The 15,483-nt window shown below is 64.1% G+C and carries 13 protein-coding genes; 10 read left to right on the forward strand and 3 right to left on the reverse strand.

Going from position 1 to position 15,483, the window contains the following annotated elements:
* Positions 1-10: 10 nt before the first annotated feature.
* Together ACV1FX_RS10660 and ACV1FX_RS10665 are read right to left on the reverse strand one after the other, a co-directional pair.
* The gene (locus ACV1FX_RS10660; protein WP_473117509.1) at positions 11-1,381 is read right to left on the reverse strand and encodes a hypothetical protein; all 1,371 of its coding nucleotides are present in this window, start codon (positions 1,379-1,381) and stop codon (positions 11-13) included.
* 92 nt (positions 1,382-1,473) lie between these two features.
* Positions 1,474-2,748 (reverse strand): allantoate amidohydrolase, encoded by a 1,275-nt coding sequence (locus ACV1FX_RS10665; RefSeq protein ID WP_473117510.1) that lies wholly within the window; start codon positions 2,746-2,748, stop codon positions 1,474-1,476.
* A 408-nt stretch (positions 2,749-3,156) separates the two neighbouring features.
* Here ACV1FX_RS10665 and ACV1FX_RS10670 point away from each other — a divergent pair, with 408 nt between their 5' ends.
* Genes ACV1FX_RS10670 through ACV1FX_RS10695 form a run of 6 tightly spaced genes read left to right on the forward strand, consistent with a single transcriptional unit; the run spans position 3,157 to position 9,026 of the window.
* The gene (locus ACV1FX_RS10670; RefSeq protein ID WP_473117511.1) at positions 3,157-4,269 is read left to right on the forward strand and encodes a BMP family ABC transporter substrate-binding protein; all 1,113 of its coding nucleotides are present in this window, start codon (positions 3,157-3,159) and stop codon (positions 4,267-4,269) included.
* Entirely contained in the window at positions 4,266-5,378 is a 1,113-nt protein-coding gene (locus tag ACV1FX_RS10675) for an ABC transporter permease (RefSeq protein WP_473117512.1), read from the forward strand. Before ACV1FX_RS10670 ends, ACV1FX_RS10675 begins: the two co-directional genes overlap by 4 nt.
* Position 5,379: 1 nt before the next feature.
* Positions 5,380-6,306 (forward strand): ABC transporter permease, encoded by a 927-nt coding sequence (locus ACV1FX_RS10680; protein ID WP_473117513.1) that lies wholly within the window; start codon positions 5,380-5,382, stop codon positions 6,304-6,306.
* An 11-nt stretch (positions 6,307-6,317) separates the two neighbouring features.
* Entirely contained in the window at positions 6,318-7,001 is a 684-nt protein-coding gene (gene biuH / locus ACV1FX_RS10685) for a biuret amidohydrolase (RefSeq protein ID WP_473117514.1), read from the forward strand.
* Entirely contained in the window at positions 6,998-8,530 is a 1,533-nt protein-coding gene (locus ACV1FX_RS10690) for an ABC transporter ATP-binding protein (protein WP_473117515.1), read from the forward strand. The genes biuH and ACV1FX_RS10690 overlap by 4 nt, the downstream gene beginning before the upstream one ends.
* 13 nt (positions 8,531-8,543) lie before the next feature.
* On the forward strand, positions 8,544-9,026 hold the full coding sequence (locus ACV1FX_RS10695; protein WP_473117516.1) for a nucleoside deaminase: 483 nt from the start codon (positions 8,544-8,546) through the stop codon (positions 9,024-9,026).
* 80 nt (positions 9,027-9,106) lie between these two features.
* Here the strand turns inward: ACV1FX_RS10695 and ACV1FX_RS10700 are convergent, their stop codons facing one another.
* Complete coding sequence (locus tag ACV1FX_RS10700) at positions 9,107-10,213, reverse strand: hypothetical protein (RefSeq protein ID WP_473117517.1); 1,107 nt, start codon at positions 10,211-10,213, stop codon at positions 9,107-9,109.
* Between the two features lie 565 nt (positions 10,214-10,778).
* On the opposite strand from ACV1FX_RS10700, the gene ACV1FX_RS10705 reads away from it, so the two are divergent.
* The 4 genes from ACV1FX_RS10705 to ACV1FX_RS10720 all read left to right on the forward strand — a co-directional run bounded on the left by ACV1FX_RS10705 (position 10,779) and on the right by ACV1FX_RS10720 (position 15,479).
* Positions 10,779-12,350 (forward strand): ABC transporter ATP-binding protein, encoded by a 1,572-nt coding sequence (locus ACV1FX_RS10705; protein ID WP_473117518.1) that lies wholly within the window; start codon positions 10,779-10,781, stop codon positions 12,348-12,350.
* A complete protein-coding gene (locus ACV1FX_RS10710) occupies positions 12,334-13,425 on the forward strand; it encodes an ABC transporter permease (protein ID WP_473117519.1) in 1,092 nt (363 codons plus the stop codon). Before ACV1FX_RS10705 ends, ACV1FX_RS10710 begins: the two co-directional genes overlap by 17 nt.
* Positions 13,412-14,329 carry an ABC transporter permease gene (locus ACV1FX_RS10715; protein WP_473117520.1) on the forward strand — a complete coding sequence of 306 codons (918 nt, stop codon included), beginning with the start codon at positions 13,412-13,414 and terminating at the stop codon, positions 14,327-14,329. Before ACV1FX_RS10710 ends, ACV1FX_RS10715 begins: the two co-directional genes overlap by 14 nt.
* A gap of 73 nt (positions 14,330-14,402) precedes the next feature.
* On the forward strand, positions 14,403-15,479 hold the full coding sequence (locus tag ACV1FX_RS10720; protein WP_473117521.1) for a BMP family ABC transporter substrate-binding protein: 1,077 nt from the start codon (positions 14,403-14,405) through the stop codon (positions 15,477-15,479).
* Positions 15,480-15,483 lie beyond the last annotated feature (4 nt).

A 15,483-nucleotide genomic window follows, 5' to 3' on the forward strand; every position in this document is an offset into this window, starting at 1 on the left:
CGTCCGCCGATCAGTCATTCCACTGGAGGAGCGGCGTTCCGTACGCCCTCCTCCAGACCGACAGGAAGCGCGGAAACCAGGAGTGAGCCACAGCCCCCTTATAGGCCCAGGTCCGATACTTCAGACCTTGCTCCGAGATCAACTCCTGATAACCGCCATGGACCTCGGTCGCGGTGCGAATGTCCTTCAGAATTCCCTGGGCGCAGGGGCGGTAAGTCTCGCTCCCCGAGAATTCATCATAGTCCAGCATCCGATCCGCAAATTCGACGTTAAAAGTCGGCCAGGAGGAGCGCCCCTGGTAAGCGGGAGCCGCGAACTTGTGGATCATCTTGGTTCGCGGATTATCCGCTGACACCAGGAAGTGAAACGTGCTGGGGATGCGAAACCGCGGTTCGGAAATGATCAGGTCCGTCGTAGTTGCGAACAGTGCGCGTTCGCCTGGATCGGTCATATCCCAGAAGCCGCGATGCACGCCGACGAAATCCAGCGCGACGGAAGATACCGGCGAGCCGGCCGCACCGTCCAGCGAGTGCCTTACATAGCCGTCCTTGCCGAACAGACGGAGCAGGTCTTTCTTGTACTGCGCGAGATCGCACCCGAGCAGCCGCTTCAACTCGTACTCGTCGACGATGGCGAGTTGCACGCCCCACACAAAAGTCGTGTAGACGCAGGCGTTGGTAACGAACCGTCTGCGCTCGGCCCGGGTGTCGGTTGCCGCAGAACGAGGCGCGTTGGCATCGCAGAGCAGGCACCTGACGCCACCGTCGTCGAACGGCTCCAATTCGCTTGCGAGCTGGAGGATCGCGCGCTTCAGGTCGGTGCCGTAGTCGGCCAGCAACAGACGACCCGCATGTGCACATTGCGACATCGCCAGATAGGACGCTCTCTCCCCGGCAGAGACCATCTGCTGAAGCCCGGCCAGAATACCGAGCAGCGTATCGGAAGGGCGCGAGAAATAATTCACGCCGAGATACCGCGCACGCCCCGCCGGGACGATGGTCGTCGTGATGACATTGGCGCGAACCGCCTCCAGCAACAGGCGGACGCTCTTCTCAAGCAGTCGCGCACGGCGCACGGAGTCCTGCGAATCCATGATGGTTTCAGGATCGAGGACGTCGGGATAGAACCAGGCGAAATCGCGCGGGTAGTAGGCTGAGGCGTGCGGCGCGCCCGTGACGAGGAAAGCCTCGCTCACCGAAAAGGCACTATCCATCGAGTGCCGGTAAAGATCCTGAATGGCCGAGAACGAATGTTGCGACCTTCTCAGGAATCGATCCCCGAGAAAATTGACCGCCTGAAGCGCGTTGGCGACAAAGGTTGCCGCCATGCCCTGGTAAAATCGGTTCTCACGATGTGACGGCAAGGAAATGTCGCTGTTCATCTGCGCCTGGTATCTCATGATCCCGGCGATGGCCGGTCACCATTCCAAGCGTGACCGATTCGTGTCTCAGCCCGATGACGTGCCCCCGACAGTCAGTTCGCGCCGGCGCGATTCTCCCGCGGCCTGAAATTCTCGATCACCCGGAGCAACACGCGGGCGCCGATGTCGGCGTCGGCGGGCTCGACGTGCTCGTCCGGATGGTGACTGATGCCGCTACGGCAGCGGACGAAGATCATGGCGACATCGGCGATGTCGATCATCGCCATGCCGTCATGGCCGGCGCCGCTCGGCAATTCGAACGCGGCAAATCCCTCCGCAGCGATCGCCTGCGCGACCTGGTCCTTCAGCCACGGCGCGCACGGCGCGGTCCGGTTTTCGTGAGTGACGTCGAGCTGGAGCGCAAGCTGTCGGCGCCTGGCGATCGCCTCGATCTGGCGGACGACGTCGGCGACCGCACGGTTGCGATGCATGTCGGTCGGCGCGCGCATGTCGATGGTGAACGAGACCTCGCCCGGAATAACGTTGGTCGCGCCGGGTTTTGCGTGGATGTAGCCGACGGTGCCGACCAGTCCGCCCTCATCGGTGCGGCAGAACTGCTCGATCGCACCGATGCATTCGGCCGCACCCGAGAGTGCGTCGCGACGCAGCGCCATCGGCACGGTGCCGGCGTGGCCGGCCATGCCGGTCAGCCGTGCGGCGAGCCGCGTTGCGCCCGCAATCGCGGTGACGACGCCGACCGGGAGATTTTGCGCTTCCAGCACCGGTCCCTGCTCGATGTGCAGCTCGAGATAGGCCAGCAGTTCGCGCCGCGTCCTCGCAGCCGCTCCGATATGGTCTGGGTCGAGGCCGAACTTCACGAGCGCCTCGCGCATCGAGACGCCGTCGCGGTCGCGCGTGTTCAACACGCTCTCGTCGAACGTGCCGGCGACCGCGCGACTGCCGAGCAGCGTGGACGCAAAGCGCACGCCCTCCTCATCGGCAAAGCCGATGACCTCGATCGCGAACGGCAGACGCTTGCCGCGCCGGTTCAGCTCGGCGACGCAGGCAATCGCCGTGATCACACCTAGCGGACCGTCCCATTTGCCGGCGTCGCGCACGGTGTCGTAGTGCGAACCCAGCATCAGGCATGGCAGCCCCGGCCGCTCGCCCTCGTAGCGGCCGCAAACGTTGCCGATCGCGTCGAGATGCGCATGCATTCCCGCTTCGCGCATCCAGCCGAGGATGAGATCGGCGGCAACGCGCAATTCCCTGCTGAGATAGATTCGGGTGAGCTTGTCCGCGTCCTCCGAGATGGCGCCGAGCTCGTTGATGCGACGTACGATCTCCTCGCCGAGCGAGCCATTTGGAACGGCGATACCAGGAGCCATCTCGCTCAAACTTTCCATCCTGCAGGTCGCAGCCGCAAGGGCGGTCCACATGACCATCGATACAAGTTCGGTGCCAGCGCACACGTCTCACGCTTAGGTCCGACTCGCGAACTGGTTAGCATGAATGCCGACCCGGCAGACCAGGCGGCGCGTCGAACAGCCGGTGGGGGCGCCGGTTAACGCTGCTTAACTACATTGCATACAATGTCTTTGTACTGCCTATAATTTAATCTGAACGTTGTCTGCCCAAGATTCAAGCCAGACACATAATCATTATTTTACAATGAGTTATGTCCACATGCCTGCTCAATAACCTCTGGCACGAAGCTTGCGACATCCCGTTCTGGCGCCGCCAGACCGACGGTGGCCGGGAGAGAGGGGCGGACCATCCGCCAAAGGGAGCATCCAATGGATTTTGGCAGGATTTCACGACGGCATTTGTTGCAGGGTAGCGCGGCGATCTCCTTGGGAGCGGCCCTCGGCGCCCGCCCGGCTTTCGCGGCCGAGACGACGATCGGCTTCATCTATGTCGGCTCGCGCGACGACTATGGCTACAACCAGGCGCACGCACAGGGCGCCGCGGCGTTGAAGAAGATTCCCGGCTTGAAGGTGGTCGAGGAAGAGAAGGTGCCGGAGACCGATGCGGTCGAGAAGACCATCGAGTCCATGATCAATCTCGATGGCGCCACCCTGCTCTTCCCGACCTCGTTCGGTTACTACAATCCGCACATGATCAAGATGGCGACGAAGTACCCGAAGCTGCGCTTCGAGCACTGCGGCGGCCTGTGGACCGACAAGGACCCGAAGAACGCCGGTAGCTATTTTGGTTATATCGACGAAGCCCAATACATCTCCGGCATCGTCGCCGGCTTGACGTCGAAGAGCAGCAAGCTTGGCTTTGTCGCAGCCAAGCCGATCCCCCAGGTGCTGCGCAACATCAACGCTTTCACGCTCGGCGCCAAGTCCGTCAATCCGAAGGCCACCACGCAGGTGATCTTCACCGGCGACTGGTCGATGCCAGTCAAGGAAGCCGAGGCCACCAACAGCCTGATCGACCAGGGCGTGGACGTCCTAACCTGCCATGTCGATGGCCCCAAGACGATGGTCGAGAACGCGGCGCGGCGCGGTGCCTTCGTCTGCGGCTATCACACCAACCAGTCAGCGCTGGCGCCGAAGGCGTATCTCACCGGCGCCGAGTGGAATTGGGAGGCGCTCTATCCGAAATTCGTCAAGATGATCGCCGCCGGCGAAGAGATCCCGAACTTCTACCGCGGCGGCCTGAAGGAAGAGATCGTGAAGGTTTCGCCCTATGGCGAAGCGGTGTCGGCCGAGGCACGCAAGGCGGCCGACGAAGCCAAGGCCAAATTCCTGTCGTCGGACGGCTTTGCCATCTTCAAGGGCCCGCTGCTCGACAACAAGGGTAAGACGGTGATCGCCGCCGGCACCGAGCGCGGCCAGAAGGATCCCGAACTCGAGAAGATGGACTACCTCGTCGAAGGCGTGATCGGAGCGACTTCGTGACAACGGAAGCGGCGGATCCCGTCGAAGCGGTCGGGGCCATCGCCCCGGCCACTGACGCGGGATTCCTCCAGCGCTACGGCGCGAATATCGAGTACATACTGATCCCAGGCGCGGCGCTGGTCGGCGCGCTCGCGGTCTTCGGCATCTTCGTCGCGCTGTTCGGCAAGAACCCGCTCGACCTCTATTTCTACATGTACCAGGGCGCGTTCGGCACCTGGTTCTCCTGGCAGAATACGCTGACACGCGCAGCCCCGCTCATCCTCACCGCGCTTTGCACGGCCCTGCCTGCGCAGCTCGGCATGGTCATCATCGGCGGCGAAGGTGCGCTGCTGATCGGCGCGCTCTCTGCGACCAGTGCGGCGCTGGCACTGCAAGGCGCACCGCCGTTCGTGGTCCAGATCGCGATGGTCTGCGCCGGCGTGACCGGCGGCGGATTGTGGATCATGCTGACCGGCGCGCTGCGGCAATATCGCGGCGTCAACGAGACGATCTCGAGCCTCCTGCTGGTCTATATCGCACTCGCCATCCTCAACCATCTCGTCGAAGGCGTGATGCGCGATCCTGCGAGCCTCAACAAACCGTCGACGCGCGAGATCGGCGCTGCCAACATGATCGGCAGCATCCCCGGCACCGACGTGCATTGGGGGCTCGTCTTCGGCCTGGCGGCGGCGATCGCCGCCTACATCCTGATCTACCACACCGTGTTTGGCTTCGCCGCGCGTGTTGCCGGAGGGAACATCCGCGCCGCAAAGATCGTCGGGCTCGGCGTCAACAAGCTCATCCTCACGATCTGCTTCCTCGCAGGCGGCGCGGCGGGGCTCGCCGGCATGGTCGAGGTCGCGGCCGTGCAGGGCCGCACCAATGCCAATCTCGCCGCCGGTTATGGTTTCACCGGCATCCTGGTCGCCTTCCTCGCGCGACAAAATCCGCTTGCGATCATTCCGGTGGCGATCCTGCTCGGCGGCATCAGCGCCAGCGGCGGGCTGTTGCAGCGCCGCCTGGGGCTGCCCGATGCGTCGGTGCTGGTGCTTCAAGGCATCATCTTCGTCTTCGTGCTGGCAAGCGATGCGCTCTACGGCCGCATCGGTTTTCTCAAGGGGAAGTCCTGAGATGGCAGACGGATCGATCGGACTGTGGACCGTCCCGCTTGCCGTATTCGGCGGCGCCATTCGCGTCTCCACGCCCTTCCTGTTCGTGAGCCTGGGCGAATGCATTACCGAGCGTTCCGGCCGCATCAATCTCGGTCTCGAAGGCACGCTGGTCATGGGCGCGATGAGCGCCTATGGCATCTCCTATCTCTCGGGCTCGCCCTGGCTCGGGGTGCTTGCCGCCGGTATCACCGGCGCCCTGCTCGGCGCGCTGCATGCCGGCATCTGCTCGCTGCCGCGCGTCAACGACATCGCGGTCGGCATTGCGCTGATGCTGTTCGGCACGGGTCTCGCCTTCTATCTCGGCAAACCGCTGATCGAGCCGACCGCGCCGCGGCTGCCGGCGATCGATTTCGGCTGGTGGAGCGACATCCCGCAGGTCCGGGCCGCGCTGCGCATCAACGTCATGTTCCTGATCGGCGTCGCGCTTGCGCCGATCCTCTATTGGGCCTTCCGCACCACGCGCTGGGGCCTGCTCATCCGCACCGCCGGCGAAAGCTCGGATGCGGCGCGCGCCATGGGCCATTCCGTGCTCCTGATCCGGCTGCGCGCCACCATGGTCGGCGGCTTCCTCGCCGGCATCGGCGGCTCGTTCCTGTCGCTGTTCTATCCCGGAAGCTGGAACGAGGGCCTCTCCTCGGGACAGGGCATCACGGCGGTCGCGCTCGTCATCTTCGCGCGCTGGGATCCGATGCTGTGCCTGTGGGCCTCGCTCGCCTTCGGTGGCGCCGCGGCGCTGGGACCGGCGCTGCAATCGGTCGGCGTCACCTCCGGCTATCACCTCTTCAACGCCGCGCCCTACATCCTGACGCTCGCGATCATGATCATCACCTGCTCGCCGAAGCGAACGCTGACGGGCGCGCCGGCTGAACTATCGATCACCCGCTAGGAAGCGAACTCATGCCCGAGCGCCACATCAAGTCCGAGCCCTACGCCTGGCCCTATAATGGCGATCTGCGCCCCGAGAACACGGCGCTGATCATCATCGACATGCAGACCGATTTCTGCGGCGTCGGCGGCTATGTCGACAAGATGGGCTACGACCTCTCGCTGACGCGGGCCCCGGTCGAGCCGATCAAGAAGCTGCTCGCGGTGATGCGTAAGCAGGGATTCCACATCATGCATACCCGCGAAGGCCATCGCCCCGACCTCTCCGACCTGCCCGCCAACAAGCGCTGGCGCTCGCGGCAGATCGGCGCCGGGATCGGCGATCCCGGCCCGTGCGGCCGTATTCTCGTGCGCGGCGAGCCCGGCTGGGAGATCATCCCCGAGCTGGCGCCGATGCCGGGCGAAGCCATTATCGACAAGCCCGGCAAGGGCTCGTTCTGCGCCACCGATCTCGAACTGATCCTGCGCGTGCGCGGCATCGAGAACATCGTGCTGACAGGCATCACCACCGACGTCTGCGTCCACACCACCATGCGCGAGGCCAACGATCGCGGCTTCGAATGCGTGCTGCTGCACGATTGCTGCGGCGCGACCGACAAGAGCAATCACGACCACGCCCTGAAGATGATCAAGATGCAGGGCGGCGTCTTCGGCGCAGTCGCGACCTCGGATGCGTTGATCGGAGCGATCTCGTGATCATCGGCGAGATACCTCCGCCGAGTGGCGCCTTCGGCGTCGACGCACTCGCCATGACCATGCGCTTCGGTGATTTCCTGGCGCTTGACAATGTCGAGCTGAAGGTGCGGCCGGGCTCGTTCCACGCGTTGCTCGGCGAGAACGGCGCCGGCAAATCGACGCTCGTCAAATGCATCATGGGCTATTACCACGCCACCGAAGGCGACATCCTCGTCGGTGGCCGCCAGCAGACCATCGGGAATCCCAAGGACGCGCATGCGCTCGGGCTCGGCATGGTCTACCAGCACTTTACGCTGGTGCCGGCGATGACGGTCGCCGAAAACCTCGTGCTCGCGCGTGATGACGTTCCGGCGGTGGTCGACTGGAGCAAGGAGAAGAAGGAGCTCGAAGCGTTTCTGGCCCGGATGCCGTTCAGGGTGCCACTCAACGCAAAGGTCTCCGACATCTCTGCCGGAGAGCGGCAGAAATGCGAGATCCTCAAGCAGCTTTATCTGAGGCGGCGTTTCCTGATCTTGGACGAGCCGACCTCCGTGCTGACGCCCGCAGAAGCAGACGAGGTGCTCGGCATGCTGCGCGACATGGTCGTGAAGGGCGAGCTGACCATCCTGATGATCACGCACAAGTTTCGCGAGGTCATGGCCTTCGCCGATGAGGTGACGATCCTGCGCCGCGGCAAGCTCGCAGGCGCCGGCAAGGTTTCCGAGCTGACGCCGGACGCGATGGCGCGCACCATGATCGGCGCCGAGCAGTTGACCGTGCAGCCGCCACGCACCGGTGAGACGGGTCAGGCGCGGCTGCAGCTGGCAAAGGTCCGGGCGCTCGACGATGCCGGCGCCATTGCCGTGCATGACGTTTCCCTCACCGTGCGCGCCGGCGAGATCGTCGGTATCGCCGGCGTCTCCGGCAACGGACAGCGCCAACTGGTCGAGGTGCTGGCCGGCCAGCGCGAGGCCGAGAGCGGCGAGATCCGCGTCGCCGGCAACCCCTATCACGCGCGCCGCGAGGAGATGCGCCGGCACAAGATGTCACTGCTGCCGGAGGAGCCGCTCAAGAACGCCTGCGTCGGCGGCATGAGCGTTGCGGACAACATCGCCTTCCGCGAGTTCGACCGCGCGCCCTTTGCGAGCCTCGGCTGGTGGCTCAACCGCGGCGCGTTCCGGGATGACGCCCGAAAGAAGATCGCGCAATACAAGATCAAGACACGCACGCCGGAGACACCGATCTCGGCGCTGTCGGGCGGCAATGTCCAGCGCGCCGTTCTGGCGCGCGAGCTCGGCGGCGACGTCGAGGTGCTTATCGCGGCCAATCCCTGCTTCGGCCTCGACTTCGCCGCGGTGGCGCAGATCCATGCCGAGATCATGGCCGCGCGCAATCGCGGAGCGGCGGTGCTGCTGGTCAGCGAGGATCTCGATGAATTGCTTGAGCTGTCCGACCGGTTGGTGGTGATGTTCCACGGCGAATTCGTGTATGAAGCACGGACCAGCGAAGCCGACCTCACCGTGGTCGGCCGTCATATGGCGGGACATTGACCGCGGAGCAGCGATGAGCGGATCGGAACGCGACGAGCACTTCTTGCGCCTGTCGTTTGAGGTCGCCCGCCGCTCCCTTACGCACGGCAACCACCCGTTCGGCTGCCTCGTGGTCGATGCGGACGACAAGGTGCTGATCGAGGCTGAGAACGGCTACATGCCGGACCGTGACGGCACCGCGCATGCCGAACGTCTCGCCGCCACGCAAGCCTGCCGCACGCTGGACCGCGAGGTGCTCGCCAAGGCGACGCTCTATTCCTCCGCCGAGCCCTGCGCGATGTGCGCCGGCGCGATCTACTGGGCCGGCATCGGTCGCGTGGTCTATGCCTTGAGCGAACACCGCCTGCGCGGCGTCACCGGCAATCATCCGGAGAACCCGACGCTCGACCTGCCCTGCCGCGAGGTCTTTGCCAGCGGCCAGCGGCCGACCGAGGTCGTAGGCCCGCTTCTGGAAGACGAAGCCGAAGCCCTGCACGACGGCGTATGGTCGAAGTAGACGCGGTCGTAGGGTGGGTCAGCCCTGCGGCTGCGCGAAGCGCAGTCCGCTCGGCGTAACCCACCCTAAGCGTCGCTCGATCAGAACTTCAACGTGACACCACCATAGACCGTGGACTCGGTGCAGCTCTTGGTGCTCTGGCCGGTGGCCGCGACGGTGCAGACGCCGGGCATGGCGTTGTGGTCGAGGCCGAACTTGTTCTGCCAGTAGCGGTAGGCAACCCAGAGGTCGACGAAGTGCGAGTACTTGTCACCCCACGCAGCCTTCGAGGCGTCAAAGGTCAGGCGGATCGGCTCGCTGTTCAGCTCGGTCTTGGACGCGGTGGAGAACCGGCCGACGCCCGAGAGCGCAGGAAGGCCGTTCGAGTCGCCCTTCGGTCCGTACCATCCGGCGCGGCCGCTGATCGACCAGAACTGCATGCTCGGCGGTAGGAAGCCGAGGTCCATGTAGTAGTTGATTTCGACCGCCCAGGTCGGGTTGTAGCTGACATTGCCGTCCGAGTTACAGACGACGCCCGCAGGCCCGGTGACGAACAAGCCGCACTGGGTGAAGGCGTTGTGATTGGAGAACTCCCAGTACGCCAGTGGCGCGACGTTGATATAACCCTTGTAGGGAAGATCGAAAGCGAACTGCAAACCGGCGACGACATCGCGCTTGGCAGGCGCCAGGAAGTTGTTCTCGGTGTTGCCGTCCATGCCGACTTCGAACGAGATGTTGTGCAGCGGACCGGCGGTGAAGGCCTTGGTGCCGAACAACTCATTCCAGCCGAAGGTCGAGCGAAACAGGCCGTAGATCTCGGTCGCGCCGGCGCAATCGGCGGCCCCGCCGGTGATGGTCACGCCGGGCGCGACGCAAGGGCTGGCAGGGTCGTTGTGACCCGACTTGAACATCGAGATGGTGAAGAAGTTGGTGCCGTAGGCCCAGAGGTCGAAATGCGTGAAGGAGTAGACCTGCTTAGGCGTTTTGCCGTCGATCGAACCATCCGGACGGACGCTCCACATGCCGGGATCGGTGCCCTTCGGCATCCAGGAGAATGAGACCCGGTCGTCGATCACCAGGAAGAAAGGAAGGTCCGCCGCCTTCTTGGCGGCCTTGACCGGTAGGTCCGCCGCGTGAGCCAAGCCGCCGGTGGCTAGCGTAGCAAGAGACAGCGCCGTTGCTGCAATTGCCATGAAACGAAACGACATCCAAACACCCCCAATGTTGAAGCTTGGAAAGCAAGCCTCTTGGGTGCGACACTTGCGCTGTTCCCTGGAGGTGAGAAGCCTCAACTTGCTTCAGCGCATGCTGCAGGTTTCGGCAGAAGGCGCGCGAGGATCAGGGCTTTCTGGCTCGCTTCGATACGCGGCAACACGCTTCGCCTGCCTGCGTTGCGCGAGCCTCGGCTAGAGTTTTCTGATTGTTTTTCTTTGCCTTTTGTGTCGGCGAAAAACGACACGCTGAAGCCCGGGCCAGCGGCGTCGCCGCGTCTGCGCAAAGCATCCAGGGCCAACGCGTCGATTGCCCAACTTGGCATCAACGCTGCACAGGCGGTTCCGATTTGGTTTGAACCGTCACAAATTTGCAACAGACGCTTACCGCACAACTACGGACTCGCTAAAACTGCCGCCCAAGAATCGCGAATGGACGGCCAATCCCCTCGTTTGCCGAAGCGTTGAGCAAGGCATGGCGTTTTTTCGCTACTTACGCGACGGATCAAACTAGCCCACTATTGAGGCAGAGAAACACTTTACCCGACCCACGTGACGGCGAATGTCAGACGCGATGCCCAATAGCCTGCATACCGGGGAGCTCCCGCTGCTCCAGACGATCGGGCTCACCAAGCGCTATGGCGACTTCCTCGCCAACGCGTCGATCGACATCGATATCTTCCCCAAGGAGATCCATGCCTTGCTCGGCGAGAACGGCGCCGGCAAGTCGACGCTGGTCAAGGCGATCTACGGCCTGATCCAGCCAAGCGCCGGCGAGATTCGCTGGCAGGGCGAGCGCATCGTGCTGTCCGGCCCATCGGAAGCCCGCAGCCGTGGCATCGGAATGGTGTTCCAGCATTTCTCGCTATTCGAGAATCTCACCGTCGCCGAGAACGTCGCGCTCGGGCTCGATGGCAAGGAATCCTTCAAGGACATGTCCGCACGGCTGGAGCAGGTCTCCAAAACCTACGGCCTGCCGCTCGATCCCAGGCGCGAGGTCTGGCAATTGTCGGTCGGCGAGCGCCAGCGCATCGAGATCGTGCGCACCTTGATGCAAGATCCCAAATTCCTGATCCTGGACGAGCCGACCGCGGTGCTGACGCCGCAGGAGGCCGACCAGCTCTTCATCGTGCTCGAACGGCTGAAGGCCGAGGGCCGCGCGATCCTCTATATCAGCCACAAGCTCGAGGAGGTGAAGCGGCTGTGCGACACCGCCACCATCCTGCGCGGCGGCAGGAAGGTCGCGACCTGCAATCCGAAGGCCGAGACGGCGGCCTCGCTCGCGCGCATGATGGTCGGCGGTGAGATCAAGGAGGTCAAGGCCGCGGCCGGCAGGCAGACCACAGTGCCGCGGCTCGTCGTCAACGATCTCACCCTTGCGCCCGATGAGCCGCACGGCGTGCGACTTGAGCACATCTCGCTTGAGCTCAAGGGCGGTGAGATCCTTGGCATCGCAGGTGTCGCCGGCAACGGCCAGGACGAGCTCTTCGCCGCGTTGTCGGGCGAGCGGCTGTCGAAGGAGCCGGGTACGGTGGTGATCGAAGGCATCGCCGCCGGACTTTTGTCGATCACCCAGCGCCGCAAGCTGGGCGCAGCCTTCGTGCCCGAGGAGCGGCTCGGCCATGGCACCGCGCCGCGCATGCGATTGTCGGAAAACGCGTTGCTGACAGGCCATGCCGCGAGCGGCATGGTCAGGCACGGCTTTGTCGATACGGCGGCAACGTTGAAAACGGTCGACAAGGCGACCGAGACCTTCGACGTGCGCAAGGCCAAGCGCGATCCGGAAGCGGCAAGCCTCTCCGGCGGCAATCTGCAAAAATTCATCGTCGGCCGCGAGATCCTGCGCAAGCCGGCCGTGCTGGTGGTGAGCCAGCCGACCTGGGGCGTGGATGCTGGCGCGGCCGCCGTCATCCGCCAGGCGCTCCTGGATCTCGCCGCCAGCGGCGCGGCGGTGTTGGTGACGAGCCAGGATCTCGACGAGCTCGCCGAAATCGCCGACCGTATCGCGGTGATGTTCCACGGCAGGCTGTCGGCGCCGCTCACGGCCGGAGAAGCGACACGCGAGAGGCTAGGCCTGTTGATGGGCGGCAGCAGCCTGGAGCAGAAGGAGTTCGCACATGCAGCTCATGCTTGAGAGACGCACAGAGCGCTCCAACACGATCGCGCTGGTCTCGCCGCTGATCGCAATCGGCCTGACGATCGTGACCATGAGCATCCTGTTCGCGCTCCTCGGAAAGAATCCGCTCCTTGCTCTCCACGCCTACTTCATCGCGCCGTTGACCGATGGCTACTCCCTCCAGGAGATCGCGGTGAAGGCGACGCCGCTGGTGATGATCGCGATCGGGCTGTCGCTCTGCTATCTCGCCAATGCCTGGAACATCGGTGCCGAGGGCCAGTTTCTGATGGGCGCCGTTGCCGGAAGCTGGATCGCGGTGAAGACGCAAGGCACCGACGCCGGCGCCTGGGTGCTCCCGGCGATGCTCTTGCTGGGCGCCGTCGCGGGCGCGCTCTATGCGCTGATCCCCGCCGTCTGCAAGGTGAAGTTCGGCGCCAGCGAGATCCTGACCAGCCTGATGCTGGTCTATGTCGCCGATCTCTTCCTCGACTATCTCGTCCGTGGCCCCTGGCGTGATCCGCACGGCTTCAATTTCCCGACCACGGCCGAGTTCGATCCCGTGGCGACGGTCCCGGTGTTGATCGAAGGCGGGCGACTTCATCTCGGCTCGATCATCGCACTCCTGGTCGTAGCGGCGGCGGCGGTCCTGCTCGGGCGAACCATCAAGGGGTTCGAGATCCGCGTCGTCGGCGCTGCGCCGCGCGCGGCGCGGTTCGGCGGCTTCAAGGCCAACCAGCTCGTCATCCTGACCTTCGCCGTCTCGGGCGCGCTGGCCGGACTTGCCGGCATCATCGAGGTCGCCGGCCCGGTCGGGCATCTGCAACCCGGCATCTCGCCAGGCTACGGATTTACCGCCATCATCGTCGCCTTCCTTGGCCGGCTGAATCCGATTGGAATATTAATTGCAGGCCTTTTCCTCGCGTTGACGTTCATCGGCGGCGAGCAGGCGCAGATCGCAATGAAGATCCCGCTTGATGTCACCAAGGTTTTTCAGGGGATTTTGCTGTTCTACGTGCTCGCCTGCGATTCCCTGATCCTCTACCGTTTCCGACTGATCTTCCCGAACCGTCAGGTGGCCCGTGGAGCTGGTTGAAGCGATCATCCTGTCGGTGCTTGCCGCCTCGACGCCGCTGCTGATCGCGGCGACCGGTGAGCTCGTGACAGAGCGCTCCGGCGTCCTCAACCTCGGCGTCGAGGGCATGATGATCATGGGTGCGGCCTGCGGCTTTGCGGGCGCCTGGCTGACTGGCTCGATCATCATTGGCGCGATCTGCGGCATCGTCGCCGGCACGTTGATGTCGCTGGTCTTCGCACTGATGGCGCTCGGCCTTGCCGTCAACCAGGTCGCGACGGGTCTGGCACTGACCATCCTCGGCATTGGACTGTCGGGCCTGATCGGCGCCGGTTTCGTCGGCGAGCGCATCACGCCGGCGCCGCATCTTCATATCCCCGTCCTTACGGACACTCCGCTGGTCGGCCGCGTGCTGTTCGGCGAAGACGCCTTCGTCTATCTCTCGATCGTACTGATCGTCGGCGTCTGGTGGTTTCTCTACCGGACCCGGCCGGGGCTGATCCTGCGTGCCTGCGGCGACAACCACATCTCAGCGCATGCGCTCGGCTATCCGGTGCTGCGCATCCGCACCCTTGCCGTGATGTTCGGCGGCGCCTGTGCGGGGCTGGCCGGTGCCTATCTGCCGCTCGCCTATACGCCCTTCTTCATTCCCGGCATGACCGCCGGCCGCGGCTGGATCGCGCTGGCGCTGGTCGTGTTCTCGTCCTGGCGGCCGGGCCGCCTCGTCGTCGGCGCCTATCTGTTCGGAGCGGTCACCATCCTGCAGCTGCATGCGCAGGGCTGGGGTATCGGCATTCCCTCGCAGTTCATGTCGGCGCTGCCGTACCTCGCAACCGTGATCGTCCTGGTTCTGTTGTCCCGCGCGCGCACCGGTGGCTCGACCGCGCCGGCCGCGCTCGGCACCGTGTTCGTGCCCGATCGTTGATGGACTTCCGCTTCGTGCGCGATGGGGCGCGCACGGTGCGGTGTAGCTTTCCCCGACTGTTTGGAGATTGATGATGAGGAAAACACTTCTTGCGCTGACTGCCGGGCTCTTGCTTGCCGGAAGCGTCAGCGCTGCCTCCGCTGCCGACAAGCTGAAGGTCGGCTTCATTTACCTTGGCCCGATTGGCGATCTCGGCTGGACGTATCAGCACGAGCAGGCGCGCGAGGCGCTGGTGAAGGAATTGGGCGACAAGATCGAGACCACCTATCTCGAGAACGTTCCCGAAGGTCCGGACGCCGAGCGCGCCATCGAGCAGCTCGTCCGCGCCGGCAACAAGCTGATCTTCACCACGTCCTTCGGCTACATGGATCCGACGCTGAAGGTCGCGAAGAAATATCCGAACGTGCATTTCGAGCACGCCACCGGCTACAAGCGCGACAAGAACATGTCGACCTATTCGTCGAAGTGGTATCAGGGGCGATACATCCAGGGCCTGATCGCCGCCAAGATGTCGAAGACCGGTGTGCTCGGCTATATCGGCTCGTTCCCAATTCCCGAGGTCGTGTCCGGCATCAACGCGACGATCCTCGCGGCGCAGACCATCAACCCGAACATCAAGGTCAAGATCATTTGGGCCAACACCTGGTTCGACCCGGGCAAGGAGGCCGACGCCGCCAAGGCGCTGCTCGATCAGGGCGCCGACGTGATCATGCAGCACACGGACTCGCCGGCAGCGATGCAGATTGCGAGCGAACGCGGCAAGCTCGCCTTCGGCCAGGACTCCGAGATGATCAAGTTTGGCCCGAAGACCCAGCTCACCTCGATCCTGGACACCTGGGCCCCCTACTACATTGCGCGCGTCAAGGCCGAGCTGGATGGCACCTGGAAGTCCGAGGACACCTGGGGCGGGCTCGACAGCCACATGTTCGCGATGGCGCCCTACACCAACATGCCCGACGATGTGAAAAAGATGGCAGAGGATGCCCAGGCCGCGATCACAGCCGGCAAGCTGCATCCGTTCAAATGCCCGGTGGTTGGGCAGGACGGCAAGGAAGTCGAATGCAAGGGCGGCGATCACCTCGATGACGGCCAGATCCTCGGCATGAATTTCTACGTCAAGGGCATCGACGACAAGCTGCCGGGCAAGTAGCACG

The sequence above is a fragment of the Bradyrhizobium ingae genome, assembly GCF_055791185.1.